At 69.1% G+C, this 21,649-nt stretch carries 15 protein-coding genes and 1 pseudogene; 9 read left to right on the top strand and 7 right to left on the bottom strand.

From position 1 onward, the window contains the following. Together SMA5143A_RS21200 and SMA5143A_RS21195 are read left to right on the top strand one after the other, a co-directional pair. A pseudogene (locus tag SMA5143A_RS21200) lies at nt 1-2,286 on the top strand (serine protease); the annotation flags it as partial. A gap of 127 nt (nt 2,287-2,413) precedes the next feature. After that, the gene (locus SMA5143A_RS21195) at nt 2,414-3,367 is read left to right on the top strand and encodes a bifunctional riboflavin kinase/FAD synthetase (protein ID WP_107464476.1); all 954 of its coding nucleotides are present in this window, start codon (nt 2,414-2,416) and stop codon (nt 3,365-3,367) included. A 79-nt stretch (nt 3,368-3,446) separates the two neighbouring features. Here SMA5143A_RS21195 and SMA5143A_RS21190 read toward each other — a convergent pair whose 3' ends face one another. The 3 genes from SMA5143A_RS21190 to eccE form a co-directional block, all read right to left on the bottom strand. Then, nucleotides 3,447-7,106 carry an SCO5717 family growth-regulating ATPase gene (locus SMA5143A_RS21190; protein ID WP_258193656.1) on the bottom strand — a complete coding sequence of 1,220 codons (3,660 nt, stop codon included), beginning with the start codon at nt 7,104-7,106 and terminating at the stop codon, nt 3,447-3,449. A 401-nt stretch (nt 7,107-7,507) separates the two neighbouring features. Further along, on the bottom strand, nt 7,508-8,218 hold the full coding sequence (locus tag SMA5143A_RS21185; protein WP_107464474.1) for a hypothetical protein: 711 nt from the start codon (nt 8,216-8,218) through the stop codon (nt 7,508-7,510). A gap of 152 nt (nt 8,219-8,370) precedes the next feature. Beyond that, the gene (gene eccE, locus SMA5143A_RS21180) at nt 8,371-9,723 is read right to left on the bottom strand and encodes a type VII secretion protein EccE (protein WP_258193654.1); all 1,353 of its coding nucleotides are present in this window, start codon (nt 9,721-9,723) and stop codon (nt 8,371-8,373) included. A gap of 175 nt (nt 9,724-9,898) precedes the next feature. On the opposite strand from eccE, the gene eccB reads away from it, so the two are divergent. Beyond that, the gene (eccB, locus tag SMA5143A_RS21175; protein WP_107464473.1) at nt 9,899-11,437 is read left to right on the top strand and encodes a type VII secretion protein EccB; all 1,539 of its coding nucleotides are present in this window, start codon (nt 9,899-9,901) and stop codon (nt 11,435-11,437) included. A 152-nt stretch (nt 11,438-11,589) separates the two neighbouring features. Further along, nucleotides 11,590-12,843: a type VII secretion-associated serine protease mycosin gene (gene mycP, locus SMA5143A_RS21170; RefSeq protein WP_107464479.1), complete on the top strand. Its 1,254-nt coding sequence runs from the start codon at nt 11,590-11,592 to the stop codon at nt 12,841-12,843. A gap of 73 nt (nt 12,844-12,916) precedes the next feature. Here mycP and SMA5143A_RS21165 read toward each other — a convergent pair whose 3' ends face one another. Then, nucleotides 12,917-13,240, bottom strand: coding sequence for a DUF397 domain-containing protein (locus tag SMA5143A_RS21165; protein WP_107464472.1), 324 nt, complete (start codon nt 13,238-13,240; stop codon nt 12,917-12,919). Nucleotides 13,241-13,608: 368 nt separating this feature from the next. Between SMA5143A_RS21165 and SMA5143A_RS21160 the strand changes: the two genes are divergently transcribed. From SMA5143A_RS21160 to SMA5143A_RS21140, 5 genes are all read left to right on the top strand, one after another. After that, nucleotides 13,609-14,001 carry a WXG100 family type VII secretion target gene (locus SMA5143A_RS21160; RefSeq protein WP_258193652.1) on the top strand — a complete coding sequence of 131 codons (393 nt, stop codon included), beginning with the start codon at nt 13,609-13,611 and terminating at the stop codon, nt 13,999-14,001. Nucleotides 14,002-14,020: 19 nt separating this feature from the next. Further along, a complete protein-coding gene (locus tag SMA5143A_RS21155; protein WP_107464470.1) occupies nt 14,021-14,332 on the top strand; it encodes a WXG100 family type VII secretion target in 312 nt (103 codons plus the stop codon). A gap of 149 nt (nt 14,333-14,481) precedes the next feature. Further along, nucleotides 14,482-14,910: a hypothetical protein gene (locus SMA5143A_RS21150; protein ID WP_107464478.1), complete on the top strand. Its 429-nt coding sequence runs from the start codon at nt 14,482-14,484 to the stop codon at nt 14,908-14,910. 20 nt (nt 14,911-14,930) lie between these two features. Further along, nucleotides 14,931-17,291 carry a hypothetical protein gene (locus SMA5143A_RS21145; protein WP_107464469.1) on the top strand — a complete coding sequence of 787 codons (2,361 nt, stop codon included), beginning with the start codon at nt 14,931-14,933 and terminating at the stop codon, nt 17,289-17,291. 41 nt (nt 17,292-17,332) lie between these two features. After that, nucleotides 17,333-18,001 carry a hypothetical protein gene (locus tag SMA5143A_RS21140; protein ID WP_258193651.1) on the top strand — a complete coding sequence of 223 codons (669 nt, stop codon included), beginning with the start codon at nt 17,333-17,335 and terminating at the stop codon, nt 17,999-18,001. A gap of 215 nt (nt 18,002-18,216) precedes the next feature. Here the strand turns inward: SMA5143A_RS21140 and SMA5143A_RS42605 are convergent, their stop codons facing one another. From SMA5143A_RS42605 to SMA5143A_RS21130, 3 genes are read right to left on the bottom strand one after another with little or no spacing between them, the layout of a single operon-like run. Then, nucleotides 18,217-18,864, bottom strand: a complete 648-nt coding sequence (locus tag SMA5143A_RS42605; RefSeq protein WP_146193925.1) for a hypothetical protein — start codon at nt 18,862-18,864, stop codon at nt 18,217-18,219. Beyond that, the gene (locus SMA5143A_RS21135; protein WP_107464468.1) at nt 18,864-21,188 is read right to left on the bottom strand and encodes a DUF6571 family protein; all 2,325 of its coding nucleotides are present in this window, start codon (nt 21,186-21,188) and stop codon (nt 18,864-18,866) included. The genes SMA5143A_RS42605 and SMA5143A_RS21135 overlap by 1 nt, the downstream gene beginning before the upstream one ends. 8 nt (nt 21,189-21,196) lie before the next feature. Further along, nucleotides 21,197-21,628: a hypothetical protein gene (locus SMA5143A_RS21130; RefSeq protein WP_107464467.1), complete on the bottom strand. Its 432-nt coding sequence runs from the start codon at nt 21,626-21,628 to the stop codon at nt 21,197-21,199. Nucleotides 21,629-21,649 lie beyond the last annotated feature (21 nt).

The following is a 21,649-nucleotide window of genomic DNA, read 5'->3' as shown; positions in this document are numbered from 1 at the left end:
GGCACGGACGGCACGGACGGCACGGACGGCCCCGCGGGCATGGGCGGGGGCGCGTCGGGGGGCGCGGGTGCCTCGGCGGGCGCGGGCGCCGACGTGTGTGGAGGCGGCGGGGGCGCGGAGGAGCCGGGGCGGACGCGGGTGCGCGGCCGGGGCGAGGAGCGACCGGGCCGGGCGTCGGCGCCGGACCGCGACGAGGTGCTCGGCGCCTATCTCGACCTCATGTGCCTGCGCATCGCCGTACGGCTCGCCGCGGCGAACGGGATGCGGGGGACGGCCGTACGGCGGCTCGCGGCACAGGTCTCCGGGCAGGTGCACGAGGCGGCGCGGCGGTGTCTGGGGCCCGGGCAGGGCGAGCTGGGCCGGGCGGCGTTCGAGGCGGTGTTCCCCTGGGGTCCGGTGCCGGGAGAGCGGCTCGGCGGTACCGTCGGCTGGGCCTCGGCCGTGCTCACGGAGGGGCTGCTCGTCCCGGCGGGCGAGGGCTACCGTTTCGCGCACGAGGAGCTGGCCGACTGGATCCAGGGCGCCCACCTGGACCTCGACGCCGCCCTGCACGCGCTGGTGCACCGGGGCTGGATCGCGCAGGACGAGGCCCGCCGCGGCTGGGGCACCATGCCGTCCGAGGCCCGCGTCCGCCGCCAGGCACGCCGGGCCACGCGCAACCTCCCGGTGCCCCGCCACCGCATCGGCCCCGTCGTCCACGCCCTGCTGCTCCTCGGCCGTCAGCAGGGGCCGACCGAACTCGCCGGGCGGCTGGAGGAGTTGCTGGACGCCCTGGACGCGCTGCTCCCGCCGGGCCGTACGGCACCCGACGACCCGACCTGGTGGGCCACCCATCTCCTCGCCGACGTCCTGCTGAGGGTGCCCGACGCGAGCCCGTACACCAGGGTCCTGCGGTTCCTCGCCGAGCGGATCGGGGCCTGGCGGACCCAGGGCAGGTGCGTACCCGAGGAGTTCGGGCCCGGCTTCTGGGAATCGCTGCCGCTGCCCGAGCCGGAACGGTTCGACCTGCTGCGACGCCTCGTCGTCGCCGACCCGGCCACCGGCGAGGGTCCGCGCTACCTGGACGCGGTCTCCCGCCTCCTCGCCGCCGACCCGACCGGCGTGCCCCCGCATCTGACCCGTTGGTTCCACGACAACACCCCGCTGGTCGCCACGCCCGACGCCACCGTGGCCACAGCCGCGCAGGCACTGCTGCACACCCACCGGAGCGGGGCCCTCGACGACCTGACGGAGACGCTCGTGGACAGCGCGCACCGGCGCGCGGACGAGCTGCTCGCCGTACTGGCAGAGGAGGAGCCGTCGGCCGTGTGCCGGGCCGTGGACCGGTGGGCGCACGACGAGCGTCCGGCGCGACGGGTGGCGGCCCTGGCGTACGCGCTGCGGTCGGCGCCCCACACGCGCACGGACGCCGACCGCGAACTGCTCCGCCACGCCGCCCTCACCCTGCTGGCCCGCCCCGCCGACCTCACCCTGCACGGCGGAGCGCTCGCGCTGCTCGTCCGCGACCCGGGAACCAGGGCCCGATACCTTCCGCGGGCGCTGGAGCGGTTCGCGGCGGGTGACCCGCAGCTGCCCGCAGGCGCGCTGGTCGCCGCCCTGCCCAGCCACCCCGACCCCGTGCTGGACGCCTTCCGCACCCGGCTGCGGGCACCCGGCGCCGACGGCGGGGCCCTGCGCACCCTCGCCGAGATCACCACTCCCGCGCTCGCCCGGCGCGTCAGCGGCCTCGTACGGGAGATCGTGGAGCTGCGCCCGGAGACGGCCGGACATGCCGCCGCGTACGTCGAACGGCGGCTGGAGCACGGCCCGGGGACCCGCGCCGTACTGTTTCCGCTGATCAGCGGGCTCATCGTCGACGGGCCCGTCCAGGTGCGGGCGGCCCTCGCGACCGTGTTCGCCGAGCCGGGCACCGCCGCCTCCGGGCCGCTGCGCCGTGAGTTCCTCGACCTGCTGATGGCGACCGAGCGCGACCCGTCCGTCCTGGACACGCTGCTGCGGGCCGTGGCCGCCTCCCGCGTCCCCACCGGCCGCGGCACCGAGGCGCACGCCGCGGACACCGGGGAGCTGGTGCACCGGGTCGGCCGGCTCCTCGTCCGTACGCCCGAAGGGGCGACCCGTTTCGATTGGGCGCTCGTCGACCTCGCCCGTCACCTCCCCGGCTTCGCGGAGCTGGTGGCGGGCTGGCTCAGCGGCACACCGCGGGAATGGGCCGCGGTGGTGGGGCCGAGCACCCGCCGGATGATCGAGAACCTGGCGGGCGAACCGGGGGTGCGCGTGCCCGCCTGAGAAGGGTGCCTCGACCGTGCTCCCCGTCACAGGCCGGATGCCGATGCGGGCCGACGCCCGCGGGCATGGCACCCTTAGACCTGCGTAGAGGCAACCACGGACACAGGTTCGACGAGGAGCGGTCACAGTGCAGCGCTGGCGTGGCTTGGAGGACATCCCCGAGGACTGGGGGCGCAGCGTCGTCACCATCGGTTCCTACGACGGGGTGCACCGCGGGCACCAGCTCATCCTCCGGCACGCCGTGGAACGCGCCCGCGAGCTGGGTGTTCCCTCCGTCGTCGTCACCTTCGACCCGCACCCCAGCGAGGTGGTGCGCCCCGGCACGCACCCGCCGCTGCTCGCCCCGCACCACCGCCGCGCCGAACTGATGGCCGAGCTGGGTGTGGACGCGGTGCTGGTCCTGCCCTTCACGACGGAGTTCTCCCGGCTGTCGCCGGCCGACTTCGTGGTCAAGGTCCTGGTCGACAAGCTGCACGCCAAGGCGGTCGTCGAGGGCCCCAACTTCCGCTTCGGCCACAAGGCCGCCGGGGACGTGCTGTTCCTCGCCGAGCAGGGCAAGACGTACGACTTCGACGTGGAGGTCGTCGACCTGTACGTCAGCGGTGAGGCGGGCGGCGGCGAGCCCTTCTCCTCCACCCTGACCCGGCGGCTGATCGCCGAGGGCGACGTCGAGGGCGCACACGAGATCCTCGGGCGCCCCCACCGCGTCGAGGGCGTCGTCGTACGCGGTGCCCAGCGCGGCCGTGAGCTGGGCTTCCCCACGGCCAACGTCGAGACCCTCCCGCACACCGCGATCCCCGCCGACGGCGTCTACGCCGGCTGGCTGCACGTCGACGGCGAGGCCATGCCGGCCGCGATCTCCGTCGGCACGAACCCGCAGTTCGACGGCACCGAGCGCACGGTCGAGGCGTACGCGATCGACCGCGTCGGCCTCGATCTGTACGGGCTCCATGTGGCCGTCGACTTCCTCGCGTTCGTACGGGGACAGGCGAAGTTCGAGTCGCTGGAGGCGCTGCTCGTGGCGATGGCGGAGGACGTGAAGAAGTGCCGTGAACTGATCGCGGCGTACGAGGGGAAGTAGCCCCATACGGAAAGGCCCGTACCGTCGAGGACGGTACGGGCCTTTCCATTGCTCCGGTCTGCCCCTGAACCTGCTCCCGCTACTGCTGCGGGGGTGCGGCGGGCGGCGGGGTCTGGCCCTGCTGGGGCGGGTACGGCCCGCCCGGCGCCGGGTGGCCGTAGAGCGGCTGGCCGGGGTGGGGCTGGGGAGCCTGGCCGGGGTGGGGGGCCTGACCCGGATAGGGCTGGCCGGGGTACGGCTGGCCGGGATGGGGCTGGCCCTGGGGAGGGTAGGGCTGCTGGCCCGGGACGGGCTGGCCCGGCAGGGGCGGGGCGGCCACCGGCGGCGGGTTGCCGTCGGACGTCCACAGACCGTGCGACTGCTGGTGCCGTGCGATGTCCTCGGCGACCATCGCGGCGAGCGTGAAGTACGCCTCCCGCACCTTCGGCCGCATCATGTCGAGGTCCAACTCCGCGCCGGCCGCGAGGTGTTCGTCGAACGGTACGACCACGACGCCACGGCAGCGCGTCTCGAAGTGGTGGACGATGTCCTCCACCTTGATCATCTTGCCCGTCTCGCGCACACCCGAGATGACCGTGATGGACCGCGCCACCAGGTCCTGGTAGCCGTGCGCGGAGAGCCAGTCCAGCGTCGTACTGGCGCTGCTCGCGCCGTCCACGGACGGCGTCGAGATGATGATCAGCTGGTCGGCCAGGTCCAGCACTCCGCGCATCGCGCTGTAGAGCAGACCCGTGCCCGAGTCGGTCAGGATGATCGGGTACTGCTTGCCGAGCACGTCGATCGCACGCCGGTAGTCCTCGTCGTTGAACGTGGTGGAGACGGCCGGGTCGACGTCGTTGGCGATGATCTCCAGACCCGAGGGGGCCTGGGAGGTGAACCGCCGGATGTCCATGTACGAGTTGAGGTACGGGATCGCCTGGACCAGATCGCGGATGGTGGCGCCGGTCTCGCGGCGGACGCGGCGGCCGAGCGTGCCCGCGTCCGGGTTGGCGTCGATCGCGAGGATCTTGTCCTGGCGTTCGCTGGCGAGTGTGGAGCCGAGGGCGGTGGTCGTCGTGGTCTTGCCGACGCCGCCCTTGAGGCTGATGACCGCGATGCGGTAGCAGGACAGGACGGGGGTCCTGATCAGCTGGAGCTTCCGCTGCCGCTCGGCCTCCTCCTTCTTGCCCCCGAGCTTGAACCGTCCGCCGCCGGACGCCGGCCGGCTGCTCTTCGTCTTCTGCTTCTTGCTGTTGAGCAGCCGGTCGGAGGACAGCTCGACGGCCGCCGTGTAACCGAGCGGCGCCACACCGGGGTTGGTCGGCTGCCGCTGATCGTGCTGCACGGCCTGCGGCCAGGCGACACCGGTACGGGGGTCGACGGGGGCGGTGGGGGCGCCTGCGGGGGCTTGGGGGTGGGCGGGGGTTCCGGGATCACCGAACTGGCCGGGCCGGGCCGGGTGATCGGGGTTGCCGGGAGCGCCGGGGGTGTTCGGGGTGCCGGGTTGGGCCGGGGGTTGGGGGAAGCCGTGGCCTGCCGGGCCGGGCTGGCCGGGGATGGGAGCGGGCGGCTGGGCGGGCGCGCCGGGCTGGGGGAAGCCGTAGCCGCTCTGGGGGGCGCCAGGGGCGCCCGGAGCATGGGGTGCGCCGAAAGCACCGGCGGGGCTGCCCGGAGTCTGGGGTGCGCCGGGGTGCGGGAAGCCGTAGCCCGCGGGCGGGGCCGGGGGCTGAGGGGTGGTCGGGGTCGGCGTGGCCGCAGGGGCACCCGGCGTGCTCGCGCCGTCGGGGGCGTTCGGGGTGCCGGGGGCGTTCGGGGTGTCGTGCTGTGCCTGCGGCTGGGGGAAGCCGTAGCCGCCTTGCTGGGGTACGGGCGCCTGCGGCGGCGCGGAGGCGGCGGGCGGGAAGCCGTAGCCGGGGGTGGGCTGAGCCGGGGGCGCGGACGGTGCGGGGGCGCCGGGGTGGGCCGGGGGCTGCGGGAAGCCGTAGTTGGCGGCGGGGTGCGCGGGCCGTCCGGGCTGTTCCGGGTGGCCGGGCTGTGCCGGCGGCTGGGGGAAGCCGTAGCCGGGGGCGGGCTGGGCCGGCTGGCCGGGCTGCGCCGGGGGTGGCGGGAAGCCGTAACCCGCCGGGGGCGGAACGTCGTTCGGGGGCTGCGGGGGCGTGGGGGTGCCGGGGGTGCCCGGAGCGGTGGGGGTGCCCGGAGCGGTGGGGGTGCCGGGGGTGCCCGGGACGGCGGGCGCACCCTGCGCCGTCGGGGCACCGGGTGTACCGGGCGTACCTGGCGCCGACGGTGAACCAGGCGTGCCAGGCGCACCCGGTGCTGCATCGGCCGCGTCGCTCCAGGCCGCGGGCGCACCCTGGGGGGCCTGCGGGTGGATCGGCTGCTGCGGGACCGCCGACTGCGCGGGATCCGGGGTTTCCGGGAACGCCTGCGCGGCCGGGGCCGACGGCGCGGACGTGGGCCATTGCGCGGCCGGTGCGGGCGGGGTGGGCGCGGCGGGCTGGTACGCGGGCGGCAGCGGAGGCAGCCCGCCCTGCGGGGCCGGCGGGGGAGTCCAGGCGGGAGGAGTCTGCGGTACGGCAGCGGAGGCGTCCGGCGAGACGGGCGCGGCCGGTGCGTTCTGCGGGGCCGTGCCCTCGGCGTTCGCGGTGACGGGGGTGGTGCTGGCGGGCTCGTCCGTGTCCGGGCTGGGCACCTGCGGGGTGGCGCCCTCGGAAGGGGTGTCCTGCGGGGCGGCGGCGCTCGCCGGCTCGGCCTGTCCGGCAGCGGCGTCCGGGGTGACGGCGTCACCGGGCTGCTCGGCTTCCGGGCCACCGGCTTCGCCGGGCACCTCGGCGGCCGTCGCAGCCTCCGTGGTCTCGCTGCTCGGGCCGTCCTCGCCGGACACGTCGGCACCCGCCGAGCCCTCGGCGCTCACATCACCCGGCTCGGACCGGCCCTCCACCGCATCGGCTGGTTCGGCGTCGGCCCCGGCTACGTTGGTGGCACCCTCCTGACCCGGACCCGGACCCGGACCCGGACCCGGACCCTGACCCTGCCCCTGAGTAGCGCTCTCGACCGAACCGTCGGTCCCGGAACCGCTCTGAGCGGTTCCCTCGGCGCCACGATCACCGTCCAGGTCACCTGCGCCGACGACCGCCACGCCCTCAGCCTCGGCCTGGACCTCGGGTGCTTCCGCACTCGCGTCGGCGCCCGCGGCCCCGTCACCCACCACATGCGCGTCCGAGGCGGCCTCCGCACCCCCACCGGGGGCAGCGGCAGCGACCTCCCCAGGCGTGTCCACCTGTGCGATGTCACGCTTCAGCGCGGCGGCGGAGATCCGCATGGTCGCGCCGCTCTCGATGTCACCGCTGTCGATGTCGGCCGGAGCGGGTGCGGGAGGGGGGACAGGAGTGGGCGCCTGGGCGGGAGCCGGGGCCGGCGTGGGCGCGGCGGCCACCGGGGGCCACGGCGGGGGATAGGCGCCGCTCGACGCCGGGGCCTGCGGAGGTGTCACGGGCCCGGCCACCGGAGCGGCTCCTCCCGCACCCGCACCCGCGCCGCCCGCACTGGCATCGGCACCCGCACCGGCCCCCACGTTCGTCCCCGCCCCCGGCCCCGGGTCCGAACCGGCCCCTTGCGGCGAGGCGTTCTGCGTGTACCAGGCAGGCGGTGCGTAGTCGATGGTGAACTCGCCCGTCGTCTCGATGGCGGACTCCGCGTCGGACTGGTCATCGCCGGGCGTGGCCCAGCCCCCGCGCATCCCGTCCCGATCGCTGTTCACAATTCCTCCTGGTGTGGTCGAGCACCCTCAAAGTCGTACCGGGGCCGACCGTTCTCGTCGTTCGAGCCGTGTCGTCCTGAACGTCGTGATGTGCGCCCCCGGTCCCAGCCTAATCACCACGAGCGTGACGACGGCAGGCCCGTCCGCCCCTCCGCGGCCGCCCGTTCCGTCACACCCTGCCCGGAGGTGACACCCGCACCCTCAACGGGACTGCCCCATCCGGTCATTACCGCAAAGCAAGCAGAACGAGACACTCAGAGACGGACTTCCCGCGAGGCACCTGACGCGGAACCCGACACGGATACCTCACACACGCTCACCCGACACGCACACCACGGAGGACCCTGAGAGGCGTACCCGGCGGGCACGCCGAGGACGCGCCCCGGACCGGGCGCGCACCCTCAGTCCATCCGTCGGGGCGTCCCCAGCAAACCCGTCTCCGCGTCGGTCGGCTGGGTCATCACGTACTGCCGGTCGCGGTCGGCGCACCACAGGGTGACGCCGTCGGCGAGCGTCGGCAGCGACTCCACGTCCCCCCGGGGCAGCGCCATCGTGCGCCCCAACTCGGCTGCCTCGTCCGGCGAGACCCGTTGTACGCCGACGAGCCGCGCCTGACGGATGAGTCTCGGGGCCACCGGGCTGAGATACGGCAGCAGCGTCAGCACCGACTGCCAGGGCCCGGAGACCACCCGGCCGCGTGGCGGGCGCATACCGCAGTCACGCACCACCAGCACCGGGTTGCCCGCCGACGCGCCCTGCGGCGGCACCCGGCCGACGTCGTACACCGTCATACCGTTCTGGCCGCCGCCCATGGCGTGCACCATCTGCATCCACAACTGCGCCCGCCCGGTCTCCACGGCGACCCGCGCACCCGTCGCCGCCGCGCGCAGGGCGAGGACCTGGGCGGTCCACAAACCGCCGATGAGGACGACGTCGTACGGAGTGGGCCGGTTGACGCCCAGCACGGCGGGCTGGCCCTCGGCGTCCACCCCGATGACGACCCCGTCGTCCCCGATGGGCAGCGCCAGCGTGTCGAGTTGCCCGGCGGTGAGTGTGTGCCGGCCGTGCCGGGGCCCGATGAGCCCCAGACCGGAGCGCACCCGCTCACGCACCCGCTCCCCGACGGACGGCCCGGTCGAGGCCCCGCCCGAGACGGAACCCCCCGGCGAACCCGCCGGATACGCGCCCTGCGGCCGGGCCCCCTGGGGTTGGGCCCCCTGCGGCTGTGGACCCGGTGCCTGCGCACCCGCGCCGGTCGTCACCGTCATCGCGCACCCCCGAGAGGCAGCGTGGCGAGGACACCCGGCAGTTGCTCGCGGTCGAGGCGCGCGAGCCCCGTGCCGGTCTCGCGGGCGGCGTGCTCCAACGCGCGGCGGGCCGCGACGAGTTCGTCGTCGCTGCGTCCGGTCACCCGCAGATGCCCGGTGAGCGTCACGTCCTGCCGCTCCCCGCGGGCCAGGGTCAGACTGAAGGTCGTAGCGAGCGCGGGCACGGCTGTCAGCGCGCCCACGAGCCGGGGGAGCGAGGTCCCCTGCCCGCCCAGCTGCGGCCAGCGCCGCACCCAGTAGGTGGTGTGCCGCCGGTTGTCGCACCGCCAGCTACGCCCGGACTCCTCGGTCCGCCGCTGCGGAGTGTCCGTACGCCCGGCCTCCGCCGTCACCAGCGGATTGGCGCAGGCGGAGGTCGCGACGGCGGCGATCAGCTCCTCCTCGTCGAGCACGGTCGCCCGGAACCCGGCACCGGTCAGCCGGCTGGCCAGATGGTCGGCGACCCGTACGACGCACTTCTGCGCACCCAGGAGACCGCCGCCGCGCGCCGCCACGGCCTCCGGGCACAGCTCCGGGTCGAGCTTCAGCGCGATCCAGGTGATCCGAATGGCCGGCGTACCCGTCTGGGCCTGCAACGGCGCGTAGTTGCTGACGGCCACCGACTGCTGGGGCAACTGGATCGCGGGCGCCGGTTGGGTATGCAGCACGATCTGCGCCCCCTCCAGCCGGATCCCGTCGACGTCCAGCGCGTCCCGCACCAGGTTCAGCGGCAACGGCTGTCGGCTCCGGTCGGCTCGCAACGCCGTCGCGTCCGCCTCGACCTGCAACACCGCGCTGACGAACGTCCCGTCTCCGATGATCCCGACACCGCGCCGGTCCCGTCCGCCGAACGCGTACGTGCGCAGCGTCGGGTCGCACTCGACCGCGGGCGCGAGTCCCGGCTCGGTCCCGGGCGGTATCACCGTCTCGGCCGCCTTGCGCTGCCGTGACTTCAACGCCCGTGCTGTTGCCAGCCATTCGGGCAACGAGCGCCCCCTGCGACGTACGACGGCGAGCAGCACCAGCAGGATCGCGACGACGACCGCGGGTACGAGAACGAGAGGGTGCACCGCCCAACCGACGAGCAGTACCGCGGCGGCCGCCTCGACCAGCAGCAACTGCTGCAACCGGAAAGCCCCGAAGTGCCCGGACCCCGCCTTGAGATGCGGTGCGAACGGACTGGGAGAAGGCGCCGTTACCGCGGGCGAGGCCGAGGGTGCGACGGAAGGAGCGGTACGAGCGGCATGAGCGGAACGCGGGTCGGCCGCTTGTGTACGCGACCGTGATCGCGTCCGGCTTGCGGAAGCCATTGCTGCAAACCCCCCGTAGTCATCTGAAACGCCCTACTCGGCAGCGGCCTCGATGTGGAACGAACCCTACCCGCCCCACAAGCGCATGGGTTCAACGGGCATAGTAGGGGCCGGTCTCACAGCGGAGGGCGGGGGCGTCGCCCCCGGGACGCGGTACGGGGAGAAACAGGCACTCATGGCATCACGGCGGGACGAACTCAACGCCTACACGTTCGCGAAGCGACGTACGCTCGCGGCCTTCCTCCAGCCGTCCCCCTGGGGTTCGGAGGAAGGGGCGCCCAAGCCGCTGCGGGCCGTCGTGCCCAGCCTGATCGCTGGCGCCGTCATTCTGGGCGTCTTCGGGGCCTGGGGGATGTTCCAGCCCACCGCCCCCAAGGACTGGAACCAGCCCGGCACCCGGGTCATCGTGAGCAAGCAGTCCACGACGCGCTACGTCGTCCTCAAGACGGACGGGACGACCCGCCTGCACCCCGTCCTCAACCTGGCCTCCGCCCGGCTGCTCATGAACGGCGCCGACTACCAGGTCGTCCAGATCAGCGACAAGATCCTCGACTCGGGCAAGCCGCCCCGCGGCCCGATCCTCGGCATCCCCTACGCCCCCGACCGGCTGCCGACCGCCGACGAGGCGGGCAAGGCCAAGCGGTGGGCGGTGTGCGAGCAGCCCGGCGGCAAGGGAAGCACGGTCCAGGAGGCGACGTTCGTCCTCGCCGACCGGGACATGGAGAGGACGGACGGCTCCGAACGCCTCTCCGGCGGCGAGGTGTTGTACGTCAGGACCCGCGCCGGGGACCGCTATCTGGTGGACGCCGCGGGGAAGGCGTACCCCGTGCCGGTCGCGGCCACGGAAGCGGACGACGGGAAGCTGACGGACGCGCTCGTCGGCTCCAAGCAGCCGCAGCTCGTCACGAAGGAATGGATCGACACCCTGCACAAGGGCGATCCGATCTCGTTTCCCGAACTCCCCTCCGGCGTCGGCTCCCCGGCCGGTGTCCAGGGCCAACTCTCCGACGACGAGAACCGGGTCGGCATGGTGCTCGTGACACAGACGGGCTCGGGCGAGAAGTACCACGTCGTACTGCCGGGCCGAGTGAAGCCCGTCAGCGAGTTCACCGCCTGGCTGTTGATCAACTCGCCCAGGACCGCCGTCCTCAACATGAACAGCGAGGCCGCCCGGGTGGGCCTCCAGGACTTCACCGCCGACACAGCCTCCTTCGCCGGTCAGCGGGACAACTGGCCGACGCGGCGCGCCTCCATGGTCAACTCGGCCTCCGCGGACTCCGGCCGCAACACCGTGTGCAGCGTCCTGCGGGACGTGGACGAGGACAACGACACCACCCTGCAGACCTGGGCGGGCACCGAGTACCCCGCCGAGATCGCCGCGGGCGGCACGAGCACGTACGTCACCCCGGGAACGGGACTGCTCTACACGCAGATCCAGGGCACCGACAGCGACTCGGGCTCGCTCTTCCTGGTGACGGACACCGGCCTGCGGTACGCCGTCCAGGCGAACGGGGACAGCGACAGCGAGCGGTCCGGCGTCGGCGCGGACGGCAAGCAGAAGACGTCGGACGGTACGCCGGAGCCGAGCGAGGCCCAGGTGAAGCTCGGCTACCAGAACGTCCGCCCGGCGAAGGTCCCGCTGGTCTGGTCGGAGTTCCTGGCCAAGGGCCCCCGACTCGACACCAACAGCGCACGCCAGCCGCAGGGTTCCTGAGCGCGACCCCGTCCCCATCGCACCGCGTGCCCGCGACGAACCACACTCGCGACACCCCCCGCAGCGGCTTCACACGACAGAAGGACAGGAGCGACGTACTGGTGTCGCCGAAGAAGACAACCCTGACGGCCGCGGCGGCCGTGCTCCTGGCCATGCCCCTGGCCGTGCTGAGCACCACCGCACCGCCCGATTCCGGGCCGGTCCACCTGTCCGGCGCGGTGACCGAGTCGGCTGGGCCAGGACTCGGCCTGCCCGCCGCGGTGGCGCCCCCCGTGCGGTTGGACGGCAGCGGTGAGTGCACGTTCCCCGCCAAGCCGGTCAAGGGCACCCCCTGGGCGTTGCAGCGGGTGCTCCTCGACGAGCTGTGGCAGGGCACCGACAAGGGCAAGGGTGTCCGGGTCGCGGTCATCGACACCGGGGTGGACGACAGAAACCCGCAGCTGAAGGGGGCCGTCGACAAGGCGGCCGGACGCGACTTCCTGGCCAAGGGCAAGGGCGCCGATCCGACGAACGACCGAGAGGGCCACGGCACGAAGGTCGCGGGCATCATCGCGGCCCGGCCGCACGACGACACCGGCTTCGTGGGCCTCGCCCCCAACGCCACGATCATCCCGATCCGCCAGAACGACGCCGAGAACAGCGGCGACTCGGACTCCATGGCGGAGGCGATCACGTACGCCGTGGCCCAGGGCGCGGACGTCATCAACATCTCCCAGGACACGACGAAACCCCTGTCCGGCACGTCCCGGCTCGCGCAGGCGGTGCGCGCCGCCATCGCCCAGAAAGTCGTCGTGGTCGCCTCCGCGGGCAACGACGGCCTCGACGGCACGTACAAGAACACCTACCCGGCCGCCTTCCCCGGCGTCCTCGCGGTGGCGTCCTCCGACCGCAACAACGAACGGGCCTCCTTCTCCCAGGCGGGAGAGTTCGTGGGCGTAGCGGCCCCCGGTGTCGACATCGTGTCCACGGTCCCGGGCGGCGGCCAGTGCTCCGACAACGGCACAAGCTTCTCCGCCCCGTTCGTCGCCGGAGTCGCCGCGCTCCTCAAGGAGAAGCGCCCGGACTGGACGACCGCCCAGATCGTGACCCAGATAGAACAGACCGCCGAACGCGCCGTCAACGGCCACGACAACTTCGTCGGCTGGGGCATCGTCGACCCGGTGCGTGCCGTCCAGGACTCCGACCTCGCCGATCCGCCCTCCTCACCCACCCCCGATCCCGGCGTCTCCAAGGCCCCGGCCCCCGACACCGCCCGCTTCTCCCTCGCCGAGACCCCGCACGAACGCGACGAGCGCTACGCCACGTACGTCCTCGGCGTCACCGCCGCCGTGGTCACGGTCATCGCCGGCACGGCCGTCGTGCTCCGCGATCTACGCCGCCGTCGGCACCGGGGGACCGACGCGTGAGCCGATCCGCCGGGTCCGACGCGCATCGCGCACCGGACCCGGCGGGCCCCGAGGCAGAAGAGGCCTCGACCCCTTAACCCCTCGCTTGACCGAGGTGGTCGAGCCCGCCGTTGTGAGGCGCCGGCTCCAGGTCGAACTCCCCGTCCCGCGCACCGAGTACGAAGGCACGCCACTCGGCTTCGGTGTACCGCAGGACGGTGTCCGGGTCGAGGGAGGACCTCATGGCCACGGCACCCCCGGGCAGGTAGGCGATCTCCACCCGCTCGTCGTGCTCCTCGGTGCCGGGCGCGCTGTGCCACTCCACCCCCGAGATGTCGAGCGCGTACAACTCGTCCTTCTCGCGCTCCTTGCGTTCCCTGAGTGCCTTCTCGGCGTCCTTGTCCAGCCCATCGGCCATGACGGCGCGGTCCCTTCCCGACGTACGAACCAACGGACTCACAGTACTTGCGCGGTGACACACCTGTGACCGACAGACGGAACAGGAACGCGTAACACTCCGCGATTCGCACCCCCATCCGCGTCTGAACTACCCCGTCGCAACTTTGCAGTTGGAAGCATCTCGTCAAGTGACTAAAGTGGCATGCGGTATCACATGCGAGATCACGTGGGTGGTACGGCACGGGGGCGGTGTAACGCTGTGGCCGCGCGTCGTCGCGTGGCGTTCGCGGTGATTCTTGCCCGCCTGGACCATCTGGGCGTCCGGCCTCGATGGACGCGTCGCGGCGGTCGCAGCCGCCGTCACTTCAAGAGGAGGGTGAAGAACCTGTGAGTGACATCTCGGCGGACCAGAAACGCGAGAACGACCAACTCATCGCGCTCGCCAACAAGATCCAGAACTTCCACGTCGAGGTGAGCCGTCGTGTGACCTCACTCAACACCGTCGTGGACATGATTCAGGGCGGCTGGCAAGGCGCGGCCAGCCAGGAGTACGACAGGGTGCAGCGCGAGGTGAACGTCCACCTGAAGAAGCTCCAGGACAACCTCGTCGACCTGGAAGAGGTCATGCGCATGGCCGTCAACGGGTTCGAGGAGCACGAGCAGGAGCGCATCGCGGAAATCCGGAAGGTGGACAACTCCGCGGAGTCCCAGACCCAGGCTGACGCCAGCATGCACGGGCAGGCCTACACCACCCGCAACAGCATCACCAGCCTCGCCTGAGCCACGGAGGAGACCCACGATGAGCACCGGATTCGACCGCACAGCGATCAGCTACGCCACGGTCACCCAGGCGGCGAGCGACGTCCGTAAGACCGCCACGGACCTCACACAGGAACTCGAAGTCCTCATGCAGGAGGTCAAGCGCGTCGCCGAGACCTGGGAGGGTGAGGCGAAGACGGCGTACGGAGACATCCAGCGCAAGAACACCACCGAGATGCAGGCCATGGCCCAGCAGCTCAACGTCATCGCCAGCCTCCTGGACAGGTCGGTCATCGGCTACCAGGGCACGGACCTGGACGGTGCGAAGCGCATCCGCATGCTGATGAGCTGAAACACGGCTGAGGGGTGGGGAGGCGGCGAGATGCGCTGCCTCCCCCGTGGTGCTGTGGCCAGCGCTTGGGTGATCAGAGACAGGTGATCAGGTCGGTGGCCCGCGCGAGCATGGTGGCGTGGCCTGCCAGGACGGACTCGGGGGAATTCATAATGTTCGAGCAAGAATGGGCCGAACTGCGTGCGGCGGCGGCCGAGCGAACTGCCATGCAGCTCAACAGGGTTCCGGCCGAGGGCGGCGGAGGCGCTGGCGGGCCCGACCTGGTGGTCAATCGGGACGACCTCGGCGCCATCGGCAACGAGGCGTACGACCTGCTGGGTAGGCTGGCGAAGGACGGTGACCTCGCCCGTCCCGCCACGTTCGACGCGGCGACGGCGCTGACCAACGGGAACTTCGTGAGCGGTTCGGCCGTGCTGAAGGTGCACGACTACTGGCAGACCCACCTGAGGACACTGCTCGACGCCTGCTCGCAGATCTCCAACCACCTCGATTACAGCAAGGCCCAGCACGCCAAGGACGAGGTGAAGATCGAAGGAGATCTGACGCGGGTGGCCGAGCTCACCAAGTACATGAAATAGGGCTCGGGGGAGCGCGCGGCATGCTGAAGTACGAGGACATCATCGACGCCCCGGTGGCCAAGCTGAAGACCGCCGTCGACGACTGGTCGACGATGGCCAAGAAGCTGGACCAGCTCGCCACCGACGCCACCGACGGGATGAAGGCGAAGGCGGACAAGGCGTCCTGGGAGGGCGTCAACGCCGGGGTCACCAAGGCGTTCATCGGCAAGACGGCCAAGGAGTTCGCGGACGCCGCCGCCGAGGCCAGGGGCGTGAAGCTGATCCTGGAAGAGGGTCACGCAGCCATCAAGAAGGCCAAGGACGACCTGATCAACATCCGGGACCACGAGGGGCCCGCGGCCGGTATCCACGTGGACGGCAAGGGCAAGGTGACGGCGCGGAAGCCGTTGTCCGAGATTCCAGGGGCACTGCACGACCCTGACTACAAAGAGCCCCTGCAGCAGGAGGCGCGGAACATCGAGGCGTGGCAGAAGAAGATCGACCTCATCGTCGAGAGCTGCAACGACACCGACCTCACCCTCAAGAACACGCTTGAGGCCAACGTCACCGACCGCAAGGACTTCAGCGCCCCGACGTACACGAAGCTGGACCAGGAGGAAGCCGCCCGCGCCGCCGCTCTGGCCGGCAAGGGCCGGGACCTCACACACGACGAACTGCAGGAGCTCAACGAGCTGCTGAAGGACAACAGCAAGTCGGTGGAGTTCGCCAAGGAGTTCTACGAGAAGCTCGGCCCCGAGAAGTCGCTCGCGTTCTTCGGCCAGCTCTCCACGGACACGTACGAGTACAACAAGGTCGATTCGCAGCGCCTCAAGGACGTCCAGCAGCTCCAGGAGAATCTCGGACTCAACCTGGCCACGGCCTCCAACGACAAGCAGTTCGCCGACAAGTGGGGCCCGGAGCTGCGCAAGTTGGGTACGGAGCGCATTCCGCTGTCCAAGCACGACTACGTCGGCCCGTTCGGATACCAGCTGCTCGGCGGAATCATGCGGTACGGGAACTACGACGCGAAGTTCCTCAACCCGATCGCCGAACACGTGGCGCAGTTGCACGCGAAGGACCCGGGTATGTTCGCCGGGAACAAGGTGGTGAACAGTCCGTTCAAGAACCCGTTCAACCCCTCCGGCGTGAACGGGGCTGGTTATGATCCCGCCACCGCCATGCTGCAAGCGCTCGGCAACAGTCCCGACGCGGCGAAGAAGTTCTTCACCGACCCGCCGACCGCCTACAACGAGGACGGCACGATCGACCGCGGTGCCACGGCCGACCTCGGGAAGGACAAGGACGGCAAGGAGATCGGCAACTACTTCGACTTCTTCGGCAACGAGAAATGGGAGTCCTTCCCCGACGTCAACTCGCTCGACGAGAAGGAACGCAAGGAATCACTCAACCACATGCCCGACGCCTTTGGCCGCGCCCTGGAGGCAGCGACCCTCGGCTACCCGGCCGGGCACCCGGACGCCGATGTGGTGCGGGACGCGGACAACGCCGCGATCATGCAGAAGGTCATGGAGAAGTACAGCGCGGACCCGGGTCTGCTGAAGGAGCACCACGAGGCGTTGTCCGACAGCCTGGGCGTCATGGGCGGCGGCTATATCGACGACATCAACTGGGCGCTGGCCAAAAACCACCCGGAGAGCGTGTTCGCGCCGGGCACGAGCCCGGGGGGGCACATCGACTTCGCGGACACGGGGGACGGGAACGGGCGGAGTATCGTCCGGGGCTTCCTCAGCACCCTGGGTCAGCACCCGGACGCGTACGCGACGGTCTCGGCCGCGGAGCAGGCCTACACCCGTAGCGTGCTAGAAGCAGCAGTGGGCCCGGACGGAAAGATTGACGATGAGGCGGCTGCCAAGGCAAGGGCGACCGTACGCGTGGGTGCCGAGGCACAGGGCATGCTCGACCAGTCCCGGGCCGACCAGGTGGAGGCAACGAACCTCAAGACCCACGAAGACTACGAGAAGGCGGTCGCCAAGCGAGCGGGCTGGGTCCAGTTCGGGGCCGCGGTGGGCATTGCGGCGGGCGTCGCCTTCCTGCCCGCGACCGCGGCCGTGGGCACGGCCGCGGTGCTCATCCCGCTGGCGACGGATACCGCCGCCGGTGCTGCCGAACAGGTCATCGGTCAGATGGTCGGCGACATGTCCGAAAAATCTGTGGATGAGCACAAGGAGAAGATGGAAGAGCTCACCGACGACGAGAAAAAGGCGATTTACACCGCCGGTGAGAGCATGGCCGAGGCCCCGATGGCGGATTTCCTGGCGCATCACGATATCGACCCCGACAAGAGTGTATTCGCGCAGGACCTCTACGAATCGATGCTGCTCGGTTATTCAGTCGGCAACGACCGGGAGAACCAGCAGGGCAACGCCCCGGAGACCGGCTGAGGCCGGTGGACAGCCGAGGACACGTAAGGATGCGGACAGTGATGAGTCGTAGGTTGGTACGCGGGGGGTTCCTCTCCGCGGCCGTGGCCGGTTCGTTGTTTCTCGGTGCCACGGGGTGTGGACGGGATGGGGACGGAGTTCCGGACGACTACAAGGTTGTCACCGGGACACAACTCTGCGGTGGAGACGCCATATCCGCCGACGCGTCCAAGGCACTGAAGGTGATCACGGGGACGTCGCGATTCGAGGCGTCGGCAGAGAGGTACACCATCGCGCAGGCCGCGACGGACCTGGTGGAGGCGTTCGCCCCCACCACGACCATGGATGCCTGTCGTGTCTTCACACCCCGCGATACACCGGATTTTGACCTCAGAATCACCTGGAGGTTGGACGACAGTGGCCCGACGGACGAGCCGGCGGCCCCGAAGTTCACCGTGCTGAAGATGGGGGAGGAAGCCCTGGCAGCAGAGGACCAGGCGTACATCTATTTCTCGTGCCAGAGCGAGAGGCTCTCCACCCCGACGACAGTGGCCCACGTCGTCATCGGCGTGGAGCACCGGGATCCGTTTCATGAACCTGAGGGTGACATTAAGGCGTTGAAGGAGGCCTACGCGACCGTGGCGCACTCCGTCTCGCTCGCCATGGCCAAGCACCTGCGCTGCGAGAACAGCGGAGGGCTTCCCGCCAAGCCTGTGTTGGATCCCGCGTAGCCGCTGACGTACGCGGCTACGGCCATAAGGCCGCGTCGGTTTTTTTGCCCAGGAGACCGGCCGTCCCCGGACGAGGCCGAGCAGGTGATAGATCACTGGGATGTGCGAGGGGCGGTGGTATGCCCAAGGCATGACCACTCTTTACGGCCTCAGCGGAATGCGAATGCGGCGTCCGGCCAGGGCCGGTGACCGCCATCCGTGAACGGGACGTTGCGTCAGGCGTAGACTCCCGAAGTTGCTACAGGGGTTCCCTTAGTTAGACCAGAATCCTCGCAGCCCAACTCAGATGCGACTTTGTGCGCCGCCGCGTTCAGTAGAATGATGTGATCGCGGGACAGTTTTTTCTCGGTTGCATCCACCATATTCTCCCGCTCCAGGCTGCCATTGATGATGATGGACTTGTTCGGTTCTTTCATTCGACAACGGAAGTAGAGGGAAGCGGTACGGTCCGATGCGAGGCCAGACTCTCCGGTATTGTAGAACGTGAAATGTTTCTCGTCTTCCTTATCGGGTTTGTCGACAGTCAGCGCCTCTCGGAAATTGACTGAGAGGATTGTTTTCCCGTCAGCTGGCGACTGCAGTCTGCAGAAGGGCGACCCCGAGGTCTCGCCACTTTCCAGTTCGCCGTCGGCAGCCCGAAGCGATGCCAGGGTCTTGTCGGGCTCCGACCCGTCTTGAGTAAAGGTGTCGGTGCCAGATACCTCTTCAAGCGCCGCGGCGACAGTCGAGTCGGTGGCGAACGAGTCGCAAACAGCCTCACCCTTGAGACCGCTGCCAGCCGTGCTTTCTGCTTCTTCCGAGCAGGCACTGATGGCAGCCGCAAGCGCGACCGTGATCGCCACTAGTCTCGCAGTGGACTTCATCAGTCTTCCTTTTCATAGGGGTCGGGGAGGATATCGTCTCTGGCGTGTGAACGACTATCCTTGATGTATTTCGTTAGTTCCTCTTCCAGGAAGTTGCGATTTTCCTGACTCCATCCAGGAGCCTGGACATAAGCTTCCTTGGGCTTTTGTGCGTTGGCTTCCCCCAGGAGGAGCGCCTCATCGCTCAGCTTGTCCGACTTCTCCTTCATGAGTTCCCGACCGTCCTTCTCGTACTGCTCGGCCAGGTCGTCGGTCTCCATCCCAAGGTAGGTGGAGAGGCCGCCACCCACTGTCTCCACTGCGAGTGGGGCGAGGACAGCAGCAGCGCCGAATCCACCGGTAACTGCTACCACGCCACCTGCGATGGCCGCCCCTGTTCCGAACTTTACCCATTCTGTGGTTTCGGCGATTGCCTTGGCGCGTTCCTCAGTATCCTTCTCGAAGTCCTTGTCGATCTGGCCCATGCGTGAATAGTCGAGGATGCCGTGCGTTTCGCTCCCGATACGCAACGCAGTCTTGAGGTCTGTGAGATCTGTATCCTTGAGTTGTTGCGACCCAGGATTTGGTCCGTGAGCGTCCATGACGCTCGTAGTGTAGATGGACTGAGCTGCCGACATTTGTGCATGCCCTTCCTTGCTCTGCGCTACGATACCCATGAAATCGACGGTGTCTCCGCGCGTGAACAAGAGTTTATTGTCGTACTCCTCGCCGAAGCGGGAATGACCGTCCTTGAAAGCTCCGAAGGGTGAGTCCGGCTGCGCGTACTCCGAGCTGACATCCTCTTGCTCAAGAGACCTATTGAATTCGTCGATATAGGCAGAGCCCATTCGTGAAAGGCTGTCTGCGATGCCCTGTTCGTGCATATACTTCGGTTCGCTGCCGTAAAAATTGACAACTTTCTGCATGACCTTAGCGTTATCCTCGGTGCGAACGTCCTTGAATTCGCCAGCCGGAGTATCGTAGGCGTTTCCGATTGTTGCCGATTCGAGTGCGTGCCCCAGACTGTCGTAGCCGTACTTGTTGCTGAATCCGTCCTTCGTATTGTCTTCCGGCCAGTCACGCTCCTCGGTGAAGTACTTGAAGGCGCTGACATTCTTGTTGTCGTCATGGTTCTCTGGAGTAAGGTCCAATTTACTGTTGAAGAATTCAGTTGAAGCCTTGGGGTTGTGGCCCAGTGCTTCCATAAACCCATTCATGGGGTCCCTGCCGAGATCCTTCCCGTCCCAATTCAGATGCGATGTCGAGAAAGAAGGATTCCAGGCCAGGTCGGCATTACTCGCGTTACCCCTGGTCATTTTCTGCTCGGCAGCAAAGAGCGATTTACCATAGTCGTTCAGGAACTTTGTCTCGTATACGCCGTCCCTCATGAGGTTACTCATGACCTGGAATCCGTAGACGGATGTTCCACGCGTGCGGAATACCTCGTCGCCCGACTTGATCATGTCGGACTTCCATCTGGTCATGTCCTCGCTGTTCGAGTGCGACGCCGTGGCCAGAGTCATGCTCCAGTTTTCCTGGAGCTCCTTGATCTTCTTGGCGTGGTCCAGTCCGAGCCTGGAGCCGTCGCTCGGGTCGCCCAAATCCGCCCAGTACTCGATCCCGCCCTTCACCCCGACTCGGACGGCAAACTGCTCGGCGAAGTATCGGTCGTCCTTGTTGTCCTTGAAGTACTTGTTGAGCCGGTCGATCTCTTCGGGTGTGGCGTCGTCACCCTTCTTGACGATGTTTGCCGCCTTCTTCGCGTCCTCCGCGTCCTGCGCCTTCGCGGCTTGTTTGAGCCCGCTGTACTCCGTGCCGGAGAAGTTGTTCTTGTCCTTCCCCACCAGCGTGCGCAGAGCGCGGGAAGCGATCTCGTCGGCTTCGTTCGCCTTGTCGATGGCGGCCTTGATCGTGGCCCTCACGGCTTCGAAATCCGCTTCTGTGGGCTTGGGCCCGTCATAACTCTTGCTACGCCGGTCGGGGTGCACAAGGTAACTCACGATGCCTTCGGCGTCGATGTGGATACCCTTACCCGGCGCAGTTTTGATTACATCCTCGAGCGACTTCTGTGCGGACTTGAACTCGGACAGGGCATCACGGAGAACGTTGCGAATACTCTCCGCCACCTTCGCGGCGTCGCTGAACTCCTTGGCCGTCTTCTTGACGAACGACTTGGTGATCCCTGCGTTCTCGCCCGCCCAGTCGGCCTTGTCGGCCTTGTTCCGAAGTCCGTTCTCAGCCGTCTCCTCCAGTTCCCTGAGTTTGTTGATGGTCGCCGACCAATCAGTGACTGCGGAGTCGAGGCCCGTCAATCCGACGTGGAGCACCTCATCGAACGTCAGCATTCAGGCCCTCACTTGAAGTGCTTGTCGAGCGTGGCCAAGGAGTGGTTGGTGGCCAACTCCTCCTCATGATTCCGGTGGGTGATGACCGTGTCTTCCAGATGATTGTGGATGTGCGCGCAAGCACTCAACAGGGCTTCGACCTGGGAGCGCCATGTGTCCCAAGCCGTCCAGAGGGCAGACCCCGTCTTGAACTTCTGCGCGGCCAAGCTCTTTGCCGCCACGTCCGTTTGGGCTCCGGCATGAAACCCGTCAACCTCAAGCCGGTGGAAGAGTTCCTGTGCCTCGTTACCGACCGCTTTGAGGTCTGGTGAGGTGACCTTGTAGTCGGATGCGCCGCTGTTCCCACCGCCGCTGGCGGCTGCCTGGTTCAGCCGCATGGTTGCGTTCTGCCGTGCCGTAGCCGCAGTGCGCGCCTGACCCCACGCTTCTTCGAATGACACCGTTGTTCCCTTCGTGCTGCC

This window comes from Streptomyces sp. MA5143a (assembly GCF_900290235.1).
Taxonomy (GTDB): Bacteria; Actinomycetota; Actinomycetes; order Streptomycetales; family Streptomycetaceae; genus Streptomyces.
The sequence above is the reverse complement of the archived record's forward strand: the minus strand, read 5'-3'. Positions and strand labels throughout refer to the sequence as shown.

Bases quoted from the DNA above. Each gene is read 5' to 3' on its own strand.
- eccE (WP_258193654.1), bottom strand. From the start codon at position 9,723: ATGGCTTCCGCAAGCCGGACGCGATCACGGTCGCGTACACAAGCGGCC.
- eccB (WP_107464473.1), top strand. From the start codon at position 9,899: ATGGCATCACGGCGGGACGAACTCAACGCCTACACGTTCGCGAAGCGA.
- mycP (WP_107464479.1), top strand. From the start codon at position 11,590: ATGCCCCTGGCCGTGCTGAGCACCACCGCACCGCCCGATTCCGGGCCG.
- SMA5143A_RS21165 (WP_107464472.1), bottom strand. From the start codon at position 13,240: ATGGCCGATGGGCTGGACAAGGACGCCGAGAAGGCACTCAGGGAACGC.
- SMA5143A_RS21155 (WP_107464470.1), top strand. From the start codon at position 14,021: ATGAGCACCGGATTCGACCGCACAGCGATCAGCTACGCCACGGTCACC.
- SMA5143A_RS21145 (WP_107464469.1), top strand. From the start codon at position 14,931: ATGCTGAAGTACGAGGACATCATCGACGCCCCGGTGGCCAAGCTGAAG.
- SMA5143A_RS21140 (WP_258193651.1), top strand. From the start codon at position 17,333: ATGAGTCGTAGGTTGGTACGCGGGGGGTTCCTCTCCGCGGCCGTGGCC.
- SMA5143A_RS42605 (WP_146193925.1), bottom strand. From the start codon at position 18,864: ATGAAGTCCACTGCGAGACTAGTGGCGATCACGGTCGCGCTTGCGGCT.
- SMA5143A_RS21135 (WP_107464468.1), bottom strand. From the start codon at position 21,188: ATGCTGACGTTCGATGAGGTGCTCCACGTCGGATTGACGGGCCTCGAC.